This is a genomic window from Sphaerisporangium sp. NPDC051017 (genome assembly GCF_040683095.1).
In the GTDB taxonomy this organism is placed as follows: Bacteria; Actinomycetota; Actinomycetes; order Streptosporangiales; family Streptosporangiaceae; genus Sphaerisporangium.
In genome coordinates this window covers 15,419-30,605 of record NZ_JBFBCI010000060.1, presented here as the reverse complement: position 1 = coordinate 30,605, position 15,187 = coordinate 15,419, and the positions used below count along the sequence as shown (strand labels likewise).

Genomic DNA, 15,187 nt, shown 5'->3' with positions numbered 1-15,187 from the left:
CTACGAGACCGAGTGGATGGGTGTGGAATGGACGAACGAGAGCTGGACTTGACCGGCACGCGCGTGCACGACCTGGTGCGGCGGTGGGCTCGTTCCACGCCCACCGCGACGGCGGTGTCGTCCGGAGAGGAGACCGTTTCCTATGCGGAGCTGGACGACCGGTCCGACCGGATCGCGGCGAGCCTGCGCGCGAGCGGCGTCGGGCCCGACGACCGGGTCGGGGTCGTCATGGCGCGCTCCCCGCGACTGGTGGAGGCGCTGCTCGGCGTGCTGAAGGCCGGCGGCGCGTACGTGCCGGTCGACGCGTCGTACCCGGCCGGGCGCCGCGCCTTCCTGCTGAGCGACTCCGCCGCCGCCACCGTGATCACCGATGACGCGCCGGCCGCCGAGCTGGACGGCGGGGACCTGAAGGTCCTGACGTACGAGGACGCGGTGACCGCCGAGCCCGGCGACCTCGCCGGCCTCGGCGACGGGGCCCGGGCGGGGAACCTCGCCTACATCGTCTACACCTCCGGCTCGACCGGGGTGCCCAAGGGCGTCATGGTGGAGCACGCCGACGTCGTGCGGCTGGTGGCCGACCCACGGCTGGACGTTCAGCCCGGCGAGGTCGTGGCGCAGCTCGCGCCGTTCTCCTTCGACGCGTCGGTGTTCGAGCTGTGGTCGGCGCTGTGCCGCGGCGGCCAGGTGGCGCTGCTCTCCAACCCGCAGCAGTCGGCGGGCGGCCTCGGCGAGCAGCTTCGCAAGATCGAGCCGGACTGGATGTTCCTGACCTCTGGCCTGTTCCAGGTGCTGGTACAGCAGGACCTGCAGGCCCTCTCGCACGTCGGCACGGTGATCACCGGCGGTGACGTGCTGTCGCCGCGGACCGTGCGGGCCGGCGCGGGCGTCACCCGCCGCCGCGCCTACGCGGCCTACGGCCCCACCGAGACCACGGTGTTCGCGTCCCTGCACCTGGTGGACCCGGACGCGGAGCCGGAGCGCGTGCCGATCGGCTCGCCGCTTCAGGGCATGACGCTGCGGGTGCTGGACGCCGGGCTGCGGCCGGCCGAGCCGGGCGCCGTGGGCGAGCTGTACGTGTCCGGGCACGGCGTCGCGCGCGGCTACCTGGACCGCCCGGGGATCACCGCCGAGCGCTTCCTCGCCGACCCCTTCGCCGCGGACGGCTCGCGCATGTACCGGACCGGAGACCTGGCCGCCGAACTGCCCGGCGGGGAATTCGAGTTCCATGGGCGCGTCGACCGGCAGGTCAAGATCCGCGGCTACCGCGTGGAGCTGGGCGAGGTGGAGGCGGTGCTCAACTCCCACCCGCAGGTGGCCGCGGGCGCGGCCGAGGTGTTCGACGACGGCCCCGACCTCAAGCGCCTGGCGGCGTTCGTCGTGCCCGTGGAGGGCGCCAAGGTCACCACCGGTGACCTGAACCGCTACCTCGCCGAGCGTCTCCCCGCGTACATGCAGCCGCTCGGCATGATCATCTTGACGGACATGCCGCGCGACCGGAACGGCAAGACCGACCGGCGCGCGCTGCCGTACCCCTGGACCCGGCGGGCCGCGCTCGGCCTGGAGGAGGAGTACGCCGAGCCGCGCACGCCGCTGGAGCGGACCATGTCGACGGTGTGGACCGAGGTGCTCGGCCTGGACACGGTGGGTGTGGACGACAACTTCTTCCAGCTCGGCGGGGACTCGCTGCGCAGCGTCACCCTGCTCAAGCGGCTGGAGGACCAGAACATCAAGGTCCTGGCCGACGACCTGTTCGACTACCAGACCATCGCCGAACTGGCCGCCGCCGTCGAGGCCGCGGCCCGGGGAGAGGACGGCCGGGAGGACCGGTCGGCGTGGCCGGCGGGCACCCCCGCGGCCGCGGGATGACGGCTTCTACCGCAGGAGGAGGTGCACGATGCGTATCGACTTCGGGGAGCCCAAACCCCTCGACTCGCTGGAAGGGCTGAGACTCCACGATCCCGCGTCCTACGTGGAGGAGTGCCGGCACGACGTGTGGCTGGCGCTGCGCCGGCAGCGGCCGGTCGGGGTGGACGAGATGCCCGACGGCACCAAGTACTGGTCGTTCGCCGGCTACGCGGACTGCGACAAGATCGTCAAGGACACGGCGACGTACAGCTCCGAGGAGGGCACCATCCTGGCCTCGGTCGGCGTCGGCGACTCGGCGGGCGGGCAGACGATCACGCTCATGGACCCGCCCGACCACGGCGCGCTCCGGCGTCCCCTCATGCGCACCATGCGCCAGTCGGTGGTGCGGCGCCGCGCCGACGCCGTCCGCGAGAAGGTGCTGGCGCTGATCGACCCGCTGTTGCACGGCGGCGAGCACGACGTGGCGCGGCTGATGCGGCTGCTGCCCATGGTGGCCGCCGGCGACATCCTCGGCATCCCGGAGAAGTACTGGGAGACCATCGCCTTCAACACCACCGCCAGCATCGCCCCGGAGGACCCCGAGTACGCCGTCGGCAGGAACGTCGGCGACACCCTCCGGCGCGTCCACCACCAGCTGTTCGCCTGCTTCACCGACGCGATCGAGACCCGGCGGCGCGACCCCGGCGACGACGTCGTCTCCGCGTTGCTCGGCCTGGAGATCGACGGGCGGCCCCTCGAGGACCGCCGGGTGATGCTCAACTGCTACAGCGTGGCGCTCGGCGCGAACTCCACCACGCCGCACGTCGCCTGCCACACCCTGCTCGCCCTCGCACAGCGTCCCGACATCTGGCGGACCGTCGTGGAGAACCCCTCCGTGATCCCGGCCCTGGTCGAGGAGGGCGCCCGCTGGACCTCCCCGACCCACCACCTGATCCGGCGCGTCACCACCGACGTCGAGCTGAGCGGCGCCCAGATGGCCAAGGGCGACTGGGTGTGCGCCTGGGTGGCCTCGGCCAACCGGGACGAGCAGGTGTTCGACGGCCCCTATGACTTCGATCTCGGACGCTCGCCGAACCCGCACCTCGGCTTCGGCGCGGGCGCGCATTACTGCATCGGCGCGCCGGCGTCCCGCTTCGCCCTGTCGGTCATCTTTGAGGCGCTGGCGCTGCGCCGGGTCCGGTTCGAGGTCACCGGGGAGATCCGGCACCTCTACTCCAACTGGATCAACGGCATCACCAGCATGCCCATGCGCTTCACGCCCGGCGCCGTGACGGCCTGACGGACGCACGCCGTAAGCGATCTCGAGAGAGGACGACCATGTTGATGACGGGCCCCAAGGGCCATGAGCGCGTGTCCCTGGACTCGATCGACCTGTTCGACCCGCACCGCTACCGCACACACCCCCAGCACCTGGACTGGGCCACCCTGCGGGCCCAGGCGCCGGTCTGGCGCCAGGAGCGCCCCGGCCGGCCCGCGTTCTGGAACGTCACCCGGTACGACGCGGTGCGCGCCATGATCAAGGACACCGGGTCGTACTCCTCCACCCACGGCAATGTGCTCGACGTGGCCGAGGGCGGGGACAGCGCGGGCGGCTACACGATGCCGCTGATGGACCCGCCGTCCCACGGCTGGCTGCGCGGGCCGTCCATCCGCACCATGTCGACGCTGGTGGTGCGGCGCAGGGAGGAGGACATCCGCGCGCGGCTGCGCCGGATGCTGGAGCCCTGCTACGACGGCGGGGTGGTCGACATCGCCGGCATCATGCTGCACCTGCCGATGCTGGCGGTCGGCGAGATCCTCGGCATCCCGGAGTCGGTGTGGCCGGACATCCCGGCGTGGACCATGTCCGGCGTCGCCCCCGAGGACCCCGTCTACAGCGCCGGCACGACCGAGCGCACCCTGCGCAAGGCCCACTACCAGCTCTTCGCGATGTTCTCCGAGGTGATCGCCGACCGCCGCCGCAACCCCAAGGACGACCTGATCAGCGTGCTGGTCGGCCTGGACTTCGGCGGGCGCGGCCTGGACGACCACGAGGTGCTGCTCAACTGCTACTCGATGGTGATGGGCGCCAACACCACGACGCCCTACGTGGCCTCCCACCTTGTGGCGGCCATGGCGGAGCGGCCGGAAGCCTGGCGCCTGGTGCGAGCCGATCCCAGGCTGGCGTCCTCGTGCGTGGAGGAGGCCCTGCGCTGGGCCACCCCCACCAACCACCTGATGCGCAAGACCACCCGGGACGTCGAGATCGAGGGCGTGAAGATCGGCGAGGGCGAGATCGTCTGCGCGTGGCTGGCCTCGGCCAACCGGGACGAGCAGTACTTCGACGACCCGTACGAGTTCAAGCCCGACCGCAAGCCCAACCCGCACATGGCCTTCTCCATCGGCCCGCACTACTGCATCGGCGGGCCCGCCGCTCGGGCGGTGCTGAACGTCATGGTCGAGGAGCTGGCCGCCGACTTCGAGGCGTTCGAGCCGGCCGGTGAGGTGGAGCACCTGGCGTCGAACTTCATCAACGGCCTGACCCGGCTGCCCGTACGACCCCGCCTCGCCCCCGGGGCCGGCGCCCGCTCATGACCGGACTCATGACCGGACGCGGTACAGAGCCAGAGCAGTCCCGACGAGGGGAGCACCGCGCATGCAGTTCCTGACCTTCGACAGCGCCGAGATACCGAGTGCCGAGGACGGCGGAGCCAAGCTGGCGTCGTGGTTGAAAGGCATGCGAGACCAGTCCCCCGTCTGGGTGGACGAGCGCACCGGCGCCCACCACGTCTTCACCTACGCCGACGTGAAGGGGGTGATGTACGACCACGCCCACTTCTCCTCCGACTGGAGTTCCTTCGCGCCGCCGCAGGAGGACATGCCCGAGTACGTCAACCTCGGCACCGTGGACCCGCCCGCGCACCGCAGGCTGCGCACCCTGGTCAACCAGGCGTTCCCGCAGAAGGAGATCGCCGCGCTGGAGCCGCGAGTCCGCAAGATCGCCGAGGACCTGCTCGACGCGGTCGAGGGCCAGGACCGGTTCGACCTGGTGGACACCTTGGCCAACCCGCTGCCGGCTCTGGTGATCGCCGAGTTGCTCGGCGTGCCGTTCGAGGACCAGCCGATGTTCCGCAAGTGGATGGAGGACGCGTTCAACTCGTTCGACAACCCCATCGGGGACCTGTCGGACGTCACGGTGGCCGACATCGTCGTGGAGAATCTGCGGGCCCTCGAGGAGTACATGCGCGACCAGGTGGTCCGGCGCAGGCGGCAGCCGCGGGACGACCTGATCAGCCGCCTGCTGGCGGCCGAGGTGGACGGGGACAGGCTGAGCGACACCGAGGCCTACGGCATGGCCTCGGCCATTCTCATGGGCGGCCAGATCAGCTCCACGGTGACGCTCGGCACGGCATTGCACACCTTCCAGGAGGAGCCGGGCGTGGACGCCGCGCTGCGCGCCGACCGCTCGCTCATCCCGCGGGCCGTGGAGGAGGTCCTGCGCTACCGGCCGCCGGTGATGCTGGCGCACCGCCTGGTCAAGCCGGGTGCGACCCTCCTGGGACAGCCGATCGCCCCCAACATGGCGGTGGTCGCGTGGATCATGTCGGCGAACCGCGATCCGGACCAGTTCCATGATCCCGACACCTTCCACGCGGACCGGACGCCGAACGCCCACCTGAGCTGGGGGCACGGCGTGCACTACTGCCTCGGCGCGTTGCTCGGCCGCATCGAGGCGAAGGTCGCCCTGGACCTGCTGTTCACCCGCTACGCCGAAATCTCGCTGGTCGACCCGGTCTTCCACACCACGCCCGGGGTGCTCGGGATCAAAAGCACGTCCCTCTCGGTTCGCCGCGCCTGACCGGGCGCGAGAGAAAGGATAGGAACGTTGGCCCACACAGGAACGGACGGGCGGGCCCTCGACCGGCCGCGCGTTTCCCCCGCGTACCATCCGAGCCCGGCCGACCGGGTGCTCGACTCCGCCCTCGAGATGTCCGGGGACGTGCGGCGCGACTGGGCCCGGGTCCGGGCCCACCTGGAGGCGGGCGGCGACCTGCTCGCCCGCCCCCTGCCCGACCGCCGCAGGGACGCCGTCACCAGGGCGTGCCGGGCGGCCCGGACGCGGTTCATGGCCGCGCACGCCGAGGGCGTCTACGACGAGCTGACCGACGGCCGCCGGCGGTACGCGCGCCTGGACGAGCTGGCCTACGCCGCCGCGGAGCGGTACCCGGGGCTGACGCCCACCCGCGAGCAGATCGCCGGCGACCGCAAGGCCGTCCAGGCGGACAAGCAGGGCTGGGAACTGGACCAGGGGATCCTCTTCTGGGGGCTGTTCGCCGCTCCCGTGGCCGGCGAGCACCTGCTGCGGGCCATGCTGCGGCCTACCCGCGCGGCCGTCGAGCTGGCCGCCGGCTTCGCCCGGAGCGGCAAGGCCGAGTTCCCCACCGCGACCCTCGAACGGCGCGACGGCATCGGCTACATCACCGTGCGCAACGAGCGCTACCTCAACGCCGAGGACGACACGGTCGTCGAAGATCTGGAGAGCGCCGTCGACCTGGCCCTGCTGGACGACGGCATCGAGGTCGGCGCGCTGCGCGGCGGCACCATGACCCACCCCCGGTACGCGGGCCGCCGGGTGTTCAACGCCGGCATCAACCTGACCCACCTCCACCAGGGGAAGATCGGCTTCCTGGACTTCCTGCTGCGCCGGGAGGTCGGGTACATCAGCAAGCTCGTCCGGGGCCTGGAGCGTCCCGACTCCGGCCGTCCCTATGGCGACGAGAAGCCATGGATCGGCGCCGTCGACACCTTCGCCATCGGCGGCGGCACCCAGATCACGCTGGTGCTGGACTGGGTGGTGGCCGCCGAGGACGCCTACTTCACCCTGCCGGCCATGCGGGAAGGCATCATCCCGGGCGCCGCGAACTTCCGGCTGCACCGCGTGATGGGCAGCAGGCGGACCCGGCAGGTCATCTTCGGGGACCGCAGGTACGAGGCGGACGGACCCGAGGGACGCCTGCTGTGCGACGAGGTGGTCCCCCCGGCGGAGATGGACACGGCGATCGAGGAGGCGGCGAGACGGCTGCGTGGCCCCGCCGCGATCGTCAACCGGCGCATGCTGCGCATGGCCGAGGAGCCGCTCGCCCTGTTCCGCGAGTACATGGCGTGCTACGCGCTGGAGCAGTCACGGCTGCTGTACAGCCCGGAGCTGATCGTCAATCTGGAACGGAAGTGGGTCGGGAGGTCACGTGAGCCCGGTCTTGGCGAGTCGCGTGAGAGCGACCCCCGTGGGACGAAGACTCCGGAGCGAGCGAGGGAATCATGGAAACGCGACTGATCAGTCAGTTCGACATCGAACGGATCGTTCGGGCCATCGGGCGGCACGATCTGATGGATCGGGTCATCGACCGGCTGGCCGAGGGCCTGGCCGAGCTCGGCCGGGAGAAAAGGGAGATATCCCCGCCGCGTGGCGGTTTCGACCGGGATTATCCGACACCTGGCGTCCTTGAGTGGATGCCCCACTACGTGTCGGGCGACAGCATCACCATCAAGACCGTTTCCTACAGCCCGATGAACCCGCAGCGCTATGGCCTTCCTACTATTTTGAGCAACTTGGCCCGCTATGACAGCGCGACCGGCCGGCTGGTGGCGCTCACCGACGGCGTGGTCCTCACCGCCATGCGCACCGGCGCCGCCTCCGCGGTCGCCTCGCGCCTGCTGGCCGACCCGCGGAGCTCGGTGCTCGGTCTGATCGGGGCGGGCGCCCAGGCCGTCACGCAGGTCCACGCCTTGTCCCGGGTCTTCCCCCTTGAAAAGGTGCTGGTGTGGGACGTGGACCCGGCCCACGCGGAAAGCCTGGCGTCGCGGGTGGCGTTCCTCGGCCTGCCCGTCGAGGTGGCCCCGCCCGGCGTGATCCTGGCCCGCGCCGACGTGATCAGCACGGTGACCTCGGTGGCCGTCGGCGGCGACCCCGTCCTGCCGTCCGGGCCCTACCGTCCCCACCTGCACATCAACGCCGTGGGATCCGACCTGGTGGGCAAGACCGAGCTGCCGAGGCCCCTGATCCTGAAGGCGTTCGTGACCGCCGACCACCTTGAGCAGGCGTACCGCGAGGGGGAGTGCCAGCAGCTCGTGGACGAGCCCTCGGCGGCCGAGCTCATCGGGCCGAGCCTCGCCGAGCTGTGCGCCTCCCCCGACCTGGCGACCGGCCTCCGCGGCCGTCTGACCGTCTTCGACTCCACGGGGTTCGCCCTGGAGGACCACCTCGCGATGGACGTCCTGCTGGAGGCCGCCGACGAGGTGGGGGCCGGCTCGACCCTGCGCGTCGAGTACCACCCCGCCGACACCCTCGACCCCTACTCCCCGCCCGCCGGAGCCCCCGGCACGCGTGCCCCCGAAGCCGCGCCGGACGCCCTCGCCCCGTCCCTCGGCGCCGTACCCGCAGGCACCGCGTCGTCCCTGGAGTCGTCCCTGGAGGACGCCGGATGACCGCCCAGGCCGTCAACGACGTCGGCCTGTTCGCCGGCGACGATCCGCGCGTCCGCCGCGTGATCGGCCCCTCCGGTGAGCCGGCCCGCCTCGGGGTCGCCCCGCCCGCCGCTGAGCTGTGCCTGGACCTCTACCGCCGCATGGTGGTGGGCCGCCGCCTTGACCAGCAGGCCACCGCGCTGGCCAAGCAGGGCAGGCTCGCCGTCTACCCATCCTCGCTCGGCCAGGAGGCGTGCCAGGTCGGCGCGGTCGCGCCGCTGCGCCCCGGGGACTGGTTCTTCCCCACCTACCGGGACTGCGTCGCCGTCATGAGCCGCGGCGTCGACCCGGTGGAGGCCCTCACCCTGATGCGCGGCGACCACCACTGCGGCTACGACCCCTACCTGCACCGCACCGCCCCCCAGACCACCCCGCTCGCCACCCAGGCCGTGCACGCCGCCGGGCTCGCCCACGGAGCGCGCCTGCGCGGCGACGACACGGTGGCGCTGGCCCTGATCGGCGACGGCGCCACCAGCGAGGGCGACTTCCACGAGGCGTGCAACTTCGCCGCCGTGTTCCGCTCGCCCGTGGTGTTCCTGGTGCAGAACAACCAGTACGCGATCAGCGTCCCGCTTTCCCGGCAGACCGCCGCGAAGCGGCTCGCCGACAAGGCCATCGGCTACGGCATGTCCGCCCACGTCGTCGACGGCAACGACGCCGTAGCCGTCGCCCTGGTCGTCTCCGAGGCGCTGGAGGCGGCCCGCGCCGGTGAGGGGCCGAGCCTGATCGAGGCGCTGACCTACCGGGTCGGCCCGCACACCAACTCCGACGACCCCAGCCGGTACCGCGGCGAGGAGGAGGTGGAGCCCTGGCGCCGCCGCGACCCCATCGAGCGGCTACGGGCGCACCTGCGCGGTCGCGGCCTGCTCGACGACGCCCTCGACGACGACATCGCCGGCGAGGCGGAACGGCTCGCCGGCGACCTGCGCCGCCGCCTGGCCGAGGACGGCCCCGCCGAGCCCGCCGAGCTGGCCGAGCTGTTCGCCCACGTCTACTCCACGCCGACTCCCCGCCTGCGGCGCCAGGCCGCGGCGCTGGGGGCGGAACCGGGGGGAAGGCCGGACCACCCGCCGTCGCCCGGGAACGGAGAGCAATGCCGGCCGAGATGACGGTCGCCCGCGCGATCAACGCCGCCCTGCGCGACGCCATGGCCGAGGACGACCGGGTGGTCGTCTTCGGTGAGGACGTCGGCCCGCTCGGCGGGGTGTTCCGGGTCACCGAGGGACTGTCCGAGCTGTTCGGCGAGGAGCGCTGTTTCGACACCCCGCTGGCGGAGTCCGGAATCGTCGGCACGGCGGTCGGCATGGCGATGTACGGCTACCGGCCGGTCGTCGAGCTGCAGTTCGACGCGTTCGCCTACCCCGCGTTCGAGCAGATCGTCAGCCACGTCGCCAAGATGCGCTCCCGTACCCGAGGCGCGATGGGCCTGCCCCTGGTGATCAGGATCCCGGTCGGGGGCGGCATCGGCGCCGTGGAGCACCACAGCGACTCCTCCGAGGCGTACTACGTCCACACCCCCGGCCTGCACGTGGCCGTGCCCTCCTGTCCGGCCGACGCGTACTCCCTGATGCGGGCCGGTATCGCCTCCGACGACCCGGTGATCTTCCTGGAGCCCAAGAAGCTCTACTGGGCCGAGCCCGCCGCCGTGTCCGCCACCCCCGCCGTGTTCGGCCGGGCCGCCGTGCGCCGCAGGGGCACCACCGCGACGATCATCTGCTACGGGGCCATGGTGAGCACCGCGCTCGCCGCGGCCGAGCAGGGGAGCGCCCGCGGCTGGGACGTCGAGGTGATCGACCTGCGCACGCTGGTGCCGCTGGACGAGGACGCGATCGCCGAGAGCGCGGCCCGCACCGGCCGCGTGCTGATCGTCCACGAGGCCCCGGGGTTCGGCGGGGTAGGAGCCGAGCTGGCGGCGTTGATCGGTGAGCAGTGCTTCGGGCGGCTCAAGGCCCCGGTACGCCGGGTCACCGGGTTCGACGTGCCCTACCCGCCGCCCCGGCTGGAACGGTTCCACCTGCCCACCGTCGAACGGGTGACCGCGGCCCTCGCCGACCTGCACGGGGAACATCGGGAATACAGGGAACACGCGGAGGCCGTCGCCGTCGCCCGGCCGGTCTCCGAGCGGGTCACGGCCCGGCGGTTCCTGCTGCCCGACCTCGGCGAGGGGCTCGTGGAGGCGGAGATCATCCGCTGGCTGGTCGCGCCCGGTGATCTGGTCGATGTGGACGCGGCGGTGGTGGAGGTCGAGACCGCCAAGAGCGTCGTGGAACTGCCGAGCCCCTACCGCGGGCGGGTCATCGGGCTGCACGGCGAGGAAGGGGACACGATCGGCGTCGGCTCACCCCTGGTCACCCTCGGCCCGGAGGACGAACCGGCCCCGCCGTCCCTGAACGTCGCCGCCCCACCCTCCGCCGCGCCGGTGGAACCATCCACTCGCCGCGTCCCCCTGCGCGGCGCGCGCGGCGCGGTGGCCGAGAAGGTGACGGCGAGCCGCCGCGAGATCCCCGACGTGACCGTCTGGGTGGACGCCGACGCCACCCGGCTGCTGGAGGGGCGCCGCGCCGGGCGCGCCGCCCGGCCCGGCCTGCTGGCGCTGCTCGCGTGGTTCGCCCTGGACGGCCTGCGGCGCTTCCCCGCGCTCAACGGCTGGGTGGACGCCGAGCGGCGGGAGATCGTGGAGTCCTCCGATGTCCACCTGGGCCTCGTCGTCCAAGCCGCGCACGGCCTGGTCGTTCCCGTGCTGCCCGGAGCCCACGACCTCGGGCCGGGCGAGCTGACCGACGAGGTGCGGCGCGTCGTGGACGCCGCCCGCGCACGCCGCCCTGTGCGGACCAACGGCGGCACGTTCAGCGTCAACAACTACGGAATGTTCGGCGTGGACGGCTCCACGCCGATCATCAACCACCCCGAGGTCGCGATGCTCGGCATGGGACGCGTCATCGAGCGCCCCTGGGTGGTCGCCGGCGAGGTGCGCCCGCGAGCGATCGCCCAGCTCTCGCTGACCTTCGACCATCGGGTGTGCGACGGCGACGTCGCCGGCGGCTTCCTGCGGCACGTCGCGGACCTGGTGGAGGGGGGCCTGCCACCCGCGTTCGACGTTTCCGCGAGCGGGTGGTGACCGGCGAATACCTGGTACGTGAACGTACATGAGGACGGCGGGGCGCCCCGCCGTCCTCATGCGCCGTTCTCGTGGACTGGCCTGATCTCCCGTGCTAGTCTTAAGGATTGCCTAGGCCGGGGTCATTGATTTCCGGCCCGCGAGGCCCATAGGGGTCCGCCGCCTGGTTCGCGCAGGTGGGCACGAAGATCTAGGGTGCGGGTCCCGCGCGTCACAGGGGGTCTGCCCCGCCCAGCCTCCGGTGTCCGGGGTCCACGCGGCGCCGGGACGGAACATGCGGGGCCGTCGTTTTGACGAGCCACGGCGGGCTGGGTAGCCTTGGTCGTCGTGCCTGCGGTCTCGTGGGCACTCGCTGGTGTCCCCGTTCGGGGGGCACCGTCGGCTTCCTCCACAAGCTCGGCCGCATCAGAGGCATTGTTGTGAGCCGGGCGCGACACGCCCGAGCGCGTGGGTCGGAGCCGGAGCAAAACCAGCAGGTCATGACACCGGCAGTGCCTGCGAAACGTATGACTTTTCGAATCACCGGCCAAGCATGAACGGAGACGCGGTGCCCACGATTCAGCAGTTGGTCCGCAAGGGCCGCCAGGACAAGGTCAGTAAGACCAAGACTCCTGCACTCAAGGGAAGCCCGCAGCTTCGGGGTAACTGCGTGCGCGTCTACACCACGACCCCCAAGAAGCCGAACTCGGCGCTCCGTAAGGTCGCGCGTGTCCGCCTCAGCAGCGGCATCGAGGTCACCGCCTACATTCCCGGTGTGGGCCACAACCTCCAGGAGCACTCGATCGTGCTCGTGCGCGGCGGTCGTGTGAAGGACCTGCCGGGTGTGCGTTACAAGATCATCCGCGGTGCGCTGGACACCCAGGGTGTCCGCAACCGTAAGCAGGCCCGTAGCCGTTACGGCTCGAAGAGGGAGAAGAGCTGAGATGCCGCGCAAGGGTCCCGCTGGGCGCCGACAGCTTGTCGCAGACCCGGTGTTCAACTCGCCGCTGGTCACCGCGCTGATCAACAAGGTGCTGCTGAGCGGCAAGCGGTCTCTGGCTCAGAAGATCGTCTACGACGCCCTCGAGGGCTGCAAGGACAAGTCGGGCAACGACCCGGTCGTCACCCTCAAGCGGGCGCTCGACAACGTCAAGCCCACCCTCGAGGTTCGCAGCCGCCGTGTCGGTGGCGCGACCTACCAGGTGCCGGTGGAGGTGCGCGCGGCGCGCAGCACCACGCTGGCGCTGCGCTGGCTGGTGCAGTACTCCCGCGCCCGCCGCGAGAAGACCATGACCGAGCGCCTCATGAACGAGTTGCTCGACGCGAGCAACGGCCTCGGTGCCAGCGTGAAGCGGCGCGAGGACACGCACAAGATGGCCGAGTCCAACAAGGCCTTCGCCCACTACCGCTGGTAATCCCGGCGGCGACGACGAGACGACGAGGACGCGAGAGAAGTGGCCACATCGACCGCTCTTGACCTGGCCAGGGTCCGCAACATCGGGATCATGGCCCATATTGACGCGGGCAAGACCACCACGACCGAGCGCATCCTGTTCTACACCGGTATCAACTACAAGATCGGTGAAGTCCACGAGGGCGCTGCCACGATGGACTGGATGGAGCAGGAGCAGGAGCGCGGCATCACCATCACCTCCGCCGCGACCACCTGTACTTGGCTTGACCACACGATCAACATCATCGACACCCCTGGCCACGTCGACTTCACCGTCGAGGTCGAGCGCTCGCTCCGCGTTCTCGACGGTGCTGTGGCCGTGTTCGACGCCGTCGCCGGCGTCGAGCCCCAGTCGGAGACGGTGTGGCGTCAGGCCGACCGCTATGGCGTTCCGCGCATCTGCTTCGTCAACAAGATGGACCGCGTCGGCGCCGAGTTCCACCGCTGCGTGGACATGATCGTGTCGCGTCTTGGCGCCACCCCGCTGGTCATCCAGCTTCCGTGGGGCGTCGAGGCCGACTTCAAGGGCATCATCGACCTGGTGAAGATGAAGGGCCTGCTCTGGAGCGCCGAGGCGGCCAAGGGCGAGATGTACGACACCGTCGACATCCCGGCCGACCACGCCGAGGTCGCCCGCGAGTGGCGCGACAGGCTCATCGAGACCGTCGCCGAGAACGACGACGAGCTCATGGAGCTCTACCTGGAGGGCGTCGAGCCGTCCGAGGAGCAGCTCATGGCCGCCATTCGCCGCGCCACGCTCTCCAGCGCGCTCAACCCGGTCCTGTGCGGCACCGCGTTCAAGAACAAGGGCGTCCAGCCCCTGCTCGACGCGATCGTGGCCTACCTCCCGGCCCCGACCGACATCCCCGGACTCCAGGGGCACGCGGTCGGGAACGAGGAGCAGGTCATCGAGCGCCACGCGGACCCGAACGAGCCGTTCTCCGCTCTGGCCTTCAAGATCATGAGCGACCAGCACCTGGGCAAGCTCACCTTCATCCGGATCTACTCCGGCACGCTCGAGACGGGCACCTCTGTGGTGAACTCCGTCAAGGGCAAGAAGGAGCGCATCGGCAAGATCTACCAGATGCACGCCAACAAGCGCGAGGAGCGCCCGTCGGCCATCGCCGGTCAGATCGTCGCCGTCATGGGCCTGAAGGACACCACCACCGGTGACACCCTCAGCGACCCCGCGCACCAGGTCGTCCTGGAGTCGATGAACTTCCCGGCGCCGGTCATCAACGTCGCGATCGAGCCCAAGACCAAGGGTGACCAGGACAAGCTCGGCACCGCGATCCAGCGCCTGGCCGAGGAGGACCCCTCCTTCCAGGTCCGCCGGGACGATGAGACCGGGCAGACGGTCATCTGGGGCATGGGCGAGCTCCACCTGGAGATCCTCGTCGACCGCATGCGCCGCGAGTTCAAGGTCGAGGCCAACGTCGGCCGCCCGCAGGTCGCCTACCGCGAGACCATCCGCCGCAAGGTGGAGAAGGTCGAGTACACGCACAAGAAGCAGACCGGTGGTTCCGGCCAGTTCGCGCGCGTGATCATCGACCTGGAGCCGCTGGGCGAGGGCAACGACGGCTACGAGTTCTCCAACAAGGTCAGCGGTGGCCGCATCCCCCGGGAGTACATCCCGTCGGTGGACGCGGGGGCGCAGGAGGCCGCCGAGTTCGGCGTGCTGGCCGGCTACCCGATGGTGGGCGTCAAGGTCACCCTGCAGGACGGTGCCTACCACGAGGTCGACTCGTCCGAAATGGCTTTCAAGATCGCCGGTTCGATGGCCTTCAAGGAGGCCGCGCGCCGTGCGGACGCCGTAATCCTGGAGCCGATGATGGCCGTCGAGGTCACCACGCCCGAGGACTACATGGGTGACGTCATCGGCGACCTCAACGGCCGCCGCGGGCAGATCCAGGCGATGGAAGACCGGACCGGGGCCAAGGTCATCCAGGCTCTGGTTCCGCTGTCAGAGATGTTCGGCTACGTGGGCGACCTGCGAAGCAAGACCCAGGGCCGGGCGGTCTACAGCATGCAGTTCAGCTCCTACGCGGAGGTGCCTCCGGGCATCGCCAAGGAGATCGTCGCGAAGGCTCGGGGCGAATAGTTCCGACGCCCTTCAGGCCGGGGCGGCGAGACGATCGCCGCCCGCGGGCCGAGGGGCTCGGGGCGAAGGTCCCAGACCCCGACCGACTCGGGTGGCGAGCGATCGCCGCCCGGGGATCGGGCTCCGAGCCCGAGTGAGTAGCAAGGCACGTCAGAATCTCTAAGGA

The 15,187-nt window shown here is 70.9% G+C and carries 11 protein-coding genes and 1 pseudogene; all 12 read left to right on the top strand.

Features of this window, described 5'->3' with window-relative positions; all coding sequences use genetic code 11:
- The first annotated feature begins 27 nt into the window (after positions 1-27).
- Positions 28-1,866 carry a non-ribosomal peptide synthetase gene (locus AB0M95_RS33265; protein ID WP_363773271.1) on the top strand — a complete coding sequence of 613 codons (1,839 nt, stop codon included), beginning with the start codon at positions 28-30 and terminating at the stop codon, positions 1,864-1,866.
- A gap of 28 nt (positions 1,867-1,894) precedes the next feature.
- Entirely contained in the window at positions 1,895-3,145 is a 1,251-nt protein-coding gene (locus AB0M95_RS33260; RefSeq protein WP_363773268.1) for a cytochrome P450, read from the top strand.
- 44 nt (positions 3,146-3,189) lie between these two features.
- Positions 3,190-4,440: a cytochrome P450 gene (locus AB0M95_RS33255; RefSeq protein ID WP_363773265.1), complete on the top strand. Its 1,251-nt coding sequence runs from the start codon at positions 3,190-3,192 to the stop codon at positions 4,438-4,440.
- A 61-nt stretch (positions 4,441-4,501) separates the two neighbouring features.
- Positions 4,502-5,704: a cytochrome P450 gene (locus AB0M95_RS33250; RefSeq protein ID WP_358524542.1), complete on the top strand. Its 1,203-nt coding sequence runs from the start codon at positions 4,502-4,504 to the stop codon at positions 5,702-5,704.
- Positions 5,705-5,731: 27 nt separating this feature from the next.
- Positions 5,732-7,180 (top strand): enoyl-CoA hydratase/isomerase family protein, encoded by a 1,449-nt coding sequence (locus AB0M95_RS33245; protein WP_363773261.1) that lies wholly within the window; start codon positions 5,732-5,734, stop codon positions 7,178-7,180.
- Positions 7,165-8,331: an ornithine cyclodeaminase family protein gene (locus AB0M95_RS33240; protein WP_363773258.1), complete on the top strand. Its 1,167-nt coding sequence runs from the start codon at positions 7,165-7,167 to the stop codon at positions 8,329-8,331. The genes AB0M95_RS33245 and AB0M95_RS33240 overlap by 16 nt, the downstream gene beginning before the upstream one ends.
- Entirely contained in the window at positions 8,328-9,479 is a 1,152-nt protein-coding gene (locus AB0M95_RS33235; protein ID WP_363773255.1) for a thiamine pyrophosphate-dependent dehydrogenase E1 component subunit alpha, read from the top strand. The genes AB0M95_RS33240 and AB0M95_RS33235 overlap by 4 nt, the downstream gene beginning before the upstream one ends.
- Positions 9,464-10,441 (top strand): annotated as a pseudogene (locus tag AB0M95_RS33230) (alpha-ketoacid dehydrogenase subunit beta); the annotation flags it as partial. The gene AB0M95_RS33235 and the pseudogene AB0M95_RS33230, both read left to right, overlap by 16 nt.
- On the top strand, positions 10,424-11,488 hold the full coding sequence (locus tag AB0M95_RS33225) for a dihydrolipoamide acetyltransferase family protein (protein WP_363773290.1): 1,065 nt from the start codon (positions 10,424-10,426) through the stop codon (positions 11,486-11,488). The pseudogene AB0M95_RS33230 and the gene AB0M95_RS33225, both read left to right, overlap by 18 nt.
- A 547-nt stretch (positions 11,489-12,035) precedes the next feature.
- Entirely contained in the window at positions 12,036-12,410 is a 375-nt protein-coding gene (rpsL, locus tag AB0M95_RS33220) for a 30S ribosomal protein S12 (protein WP_358524530.1), read from the top strand.
- Between the two features lies 1 nt (position 12,411).
- Positions 12,412-12,882 carry a 30S ribosomal protein S7 gene (gene rpsG / locus AB0M95_RS33215; RefSeq protein WP_358524527.1) on the top strand — a complete coding sequence of 157 codons (471 nt, stop codon included), beginning with the start codon at positions 12,412-12,414 and terminating at the stop codon, positions 12,880-12,882.
- Positions 12,883-12,921: 39 nt separating this feature from the next.
- The gene (fusA, locus tag AB0M95_RS33210) at positions 12,922-15,021 is read left to right on the top strand and encodes an elongation factor G (RefSeq protein ID WP_363773248.1); all 2,100 of its coding nucleotides are present in this window, start codon (positions 12,922-12,924) and stop codon (positions 15,019-15,021) included.
- Positions 15,022-15,187: the final 166 nt, after the last annotated feature.

Excerpts from the sequence above, each read along its gene's own strand:
- AB0M95_RS33265 (WP_363773271.1), top strand. The coding sequence starts at position 28 with ATGGACGAACGAGAGCTGGACTTGACCGGCACGCGCGTGCACGACCTG.
- AB0M95_RS33260 (WP_363773268.1), top strand. The coding sequence starts at position 1,895 with ATGCGTATCGACTTCGGGGAGCCCAAACCCCTCGACTCGCTGGAAGGG.
- AB0M95_RS33255 (WP_363773265.1), top strand. The coding sequence starts at position 3,190 with ATGACGGGCCCCAAGGGCCATGAGCGCGTGTCCCTGGACTCGATCGAC.
- AB0M95_RS33250 (WP_358524542.1), top strand. The coding sequence starts at position 4,502 with ATGCAGTTCCTGACCTTCGACAGCGCCGAGATACCGAGTGCCGAGGAC.
- AB0M95_RS33240 (WP_363773258.1), top strand. The coding sequence starts at position 7,165 with ATGGAAACGCGACTGATCAGTCAGTTCGACATCGAACGGATCGTTCGG.
- AB0M95_RS33235 (WP_363773255.1), top strand. The coding sequence starts at position 8,328 with ATGACCGCCCAGGCCGTCAACGACGTCGGCCTGTTCGCCGGCGACGAT.
- rpsG (WP_358524527.1), top strand. The coding sequence starts at position 12,412 with ATGCCGCGCAAGGGTCCCGCTGGGCGCCGACAGCTTGTCGCAGACCCG.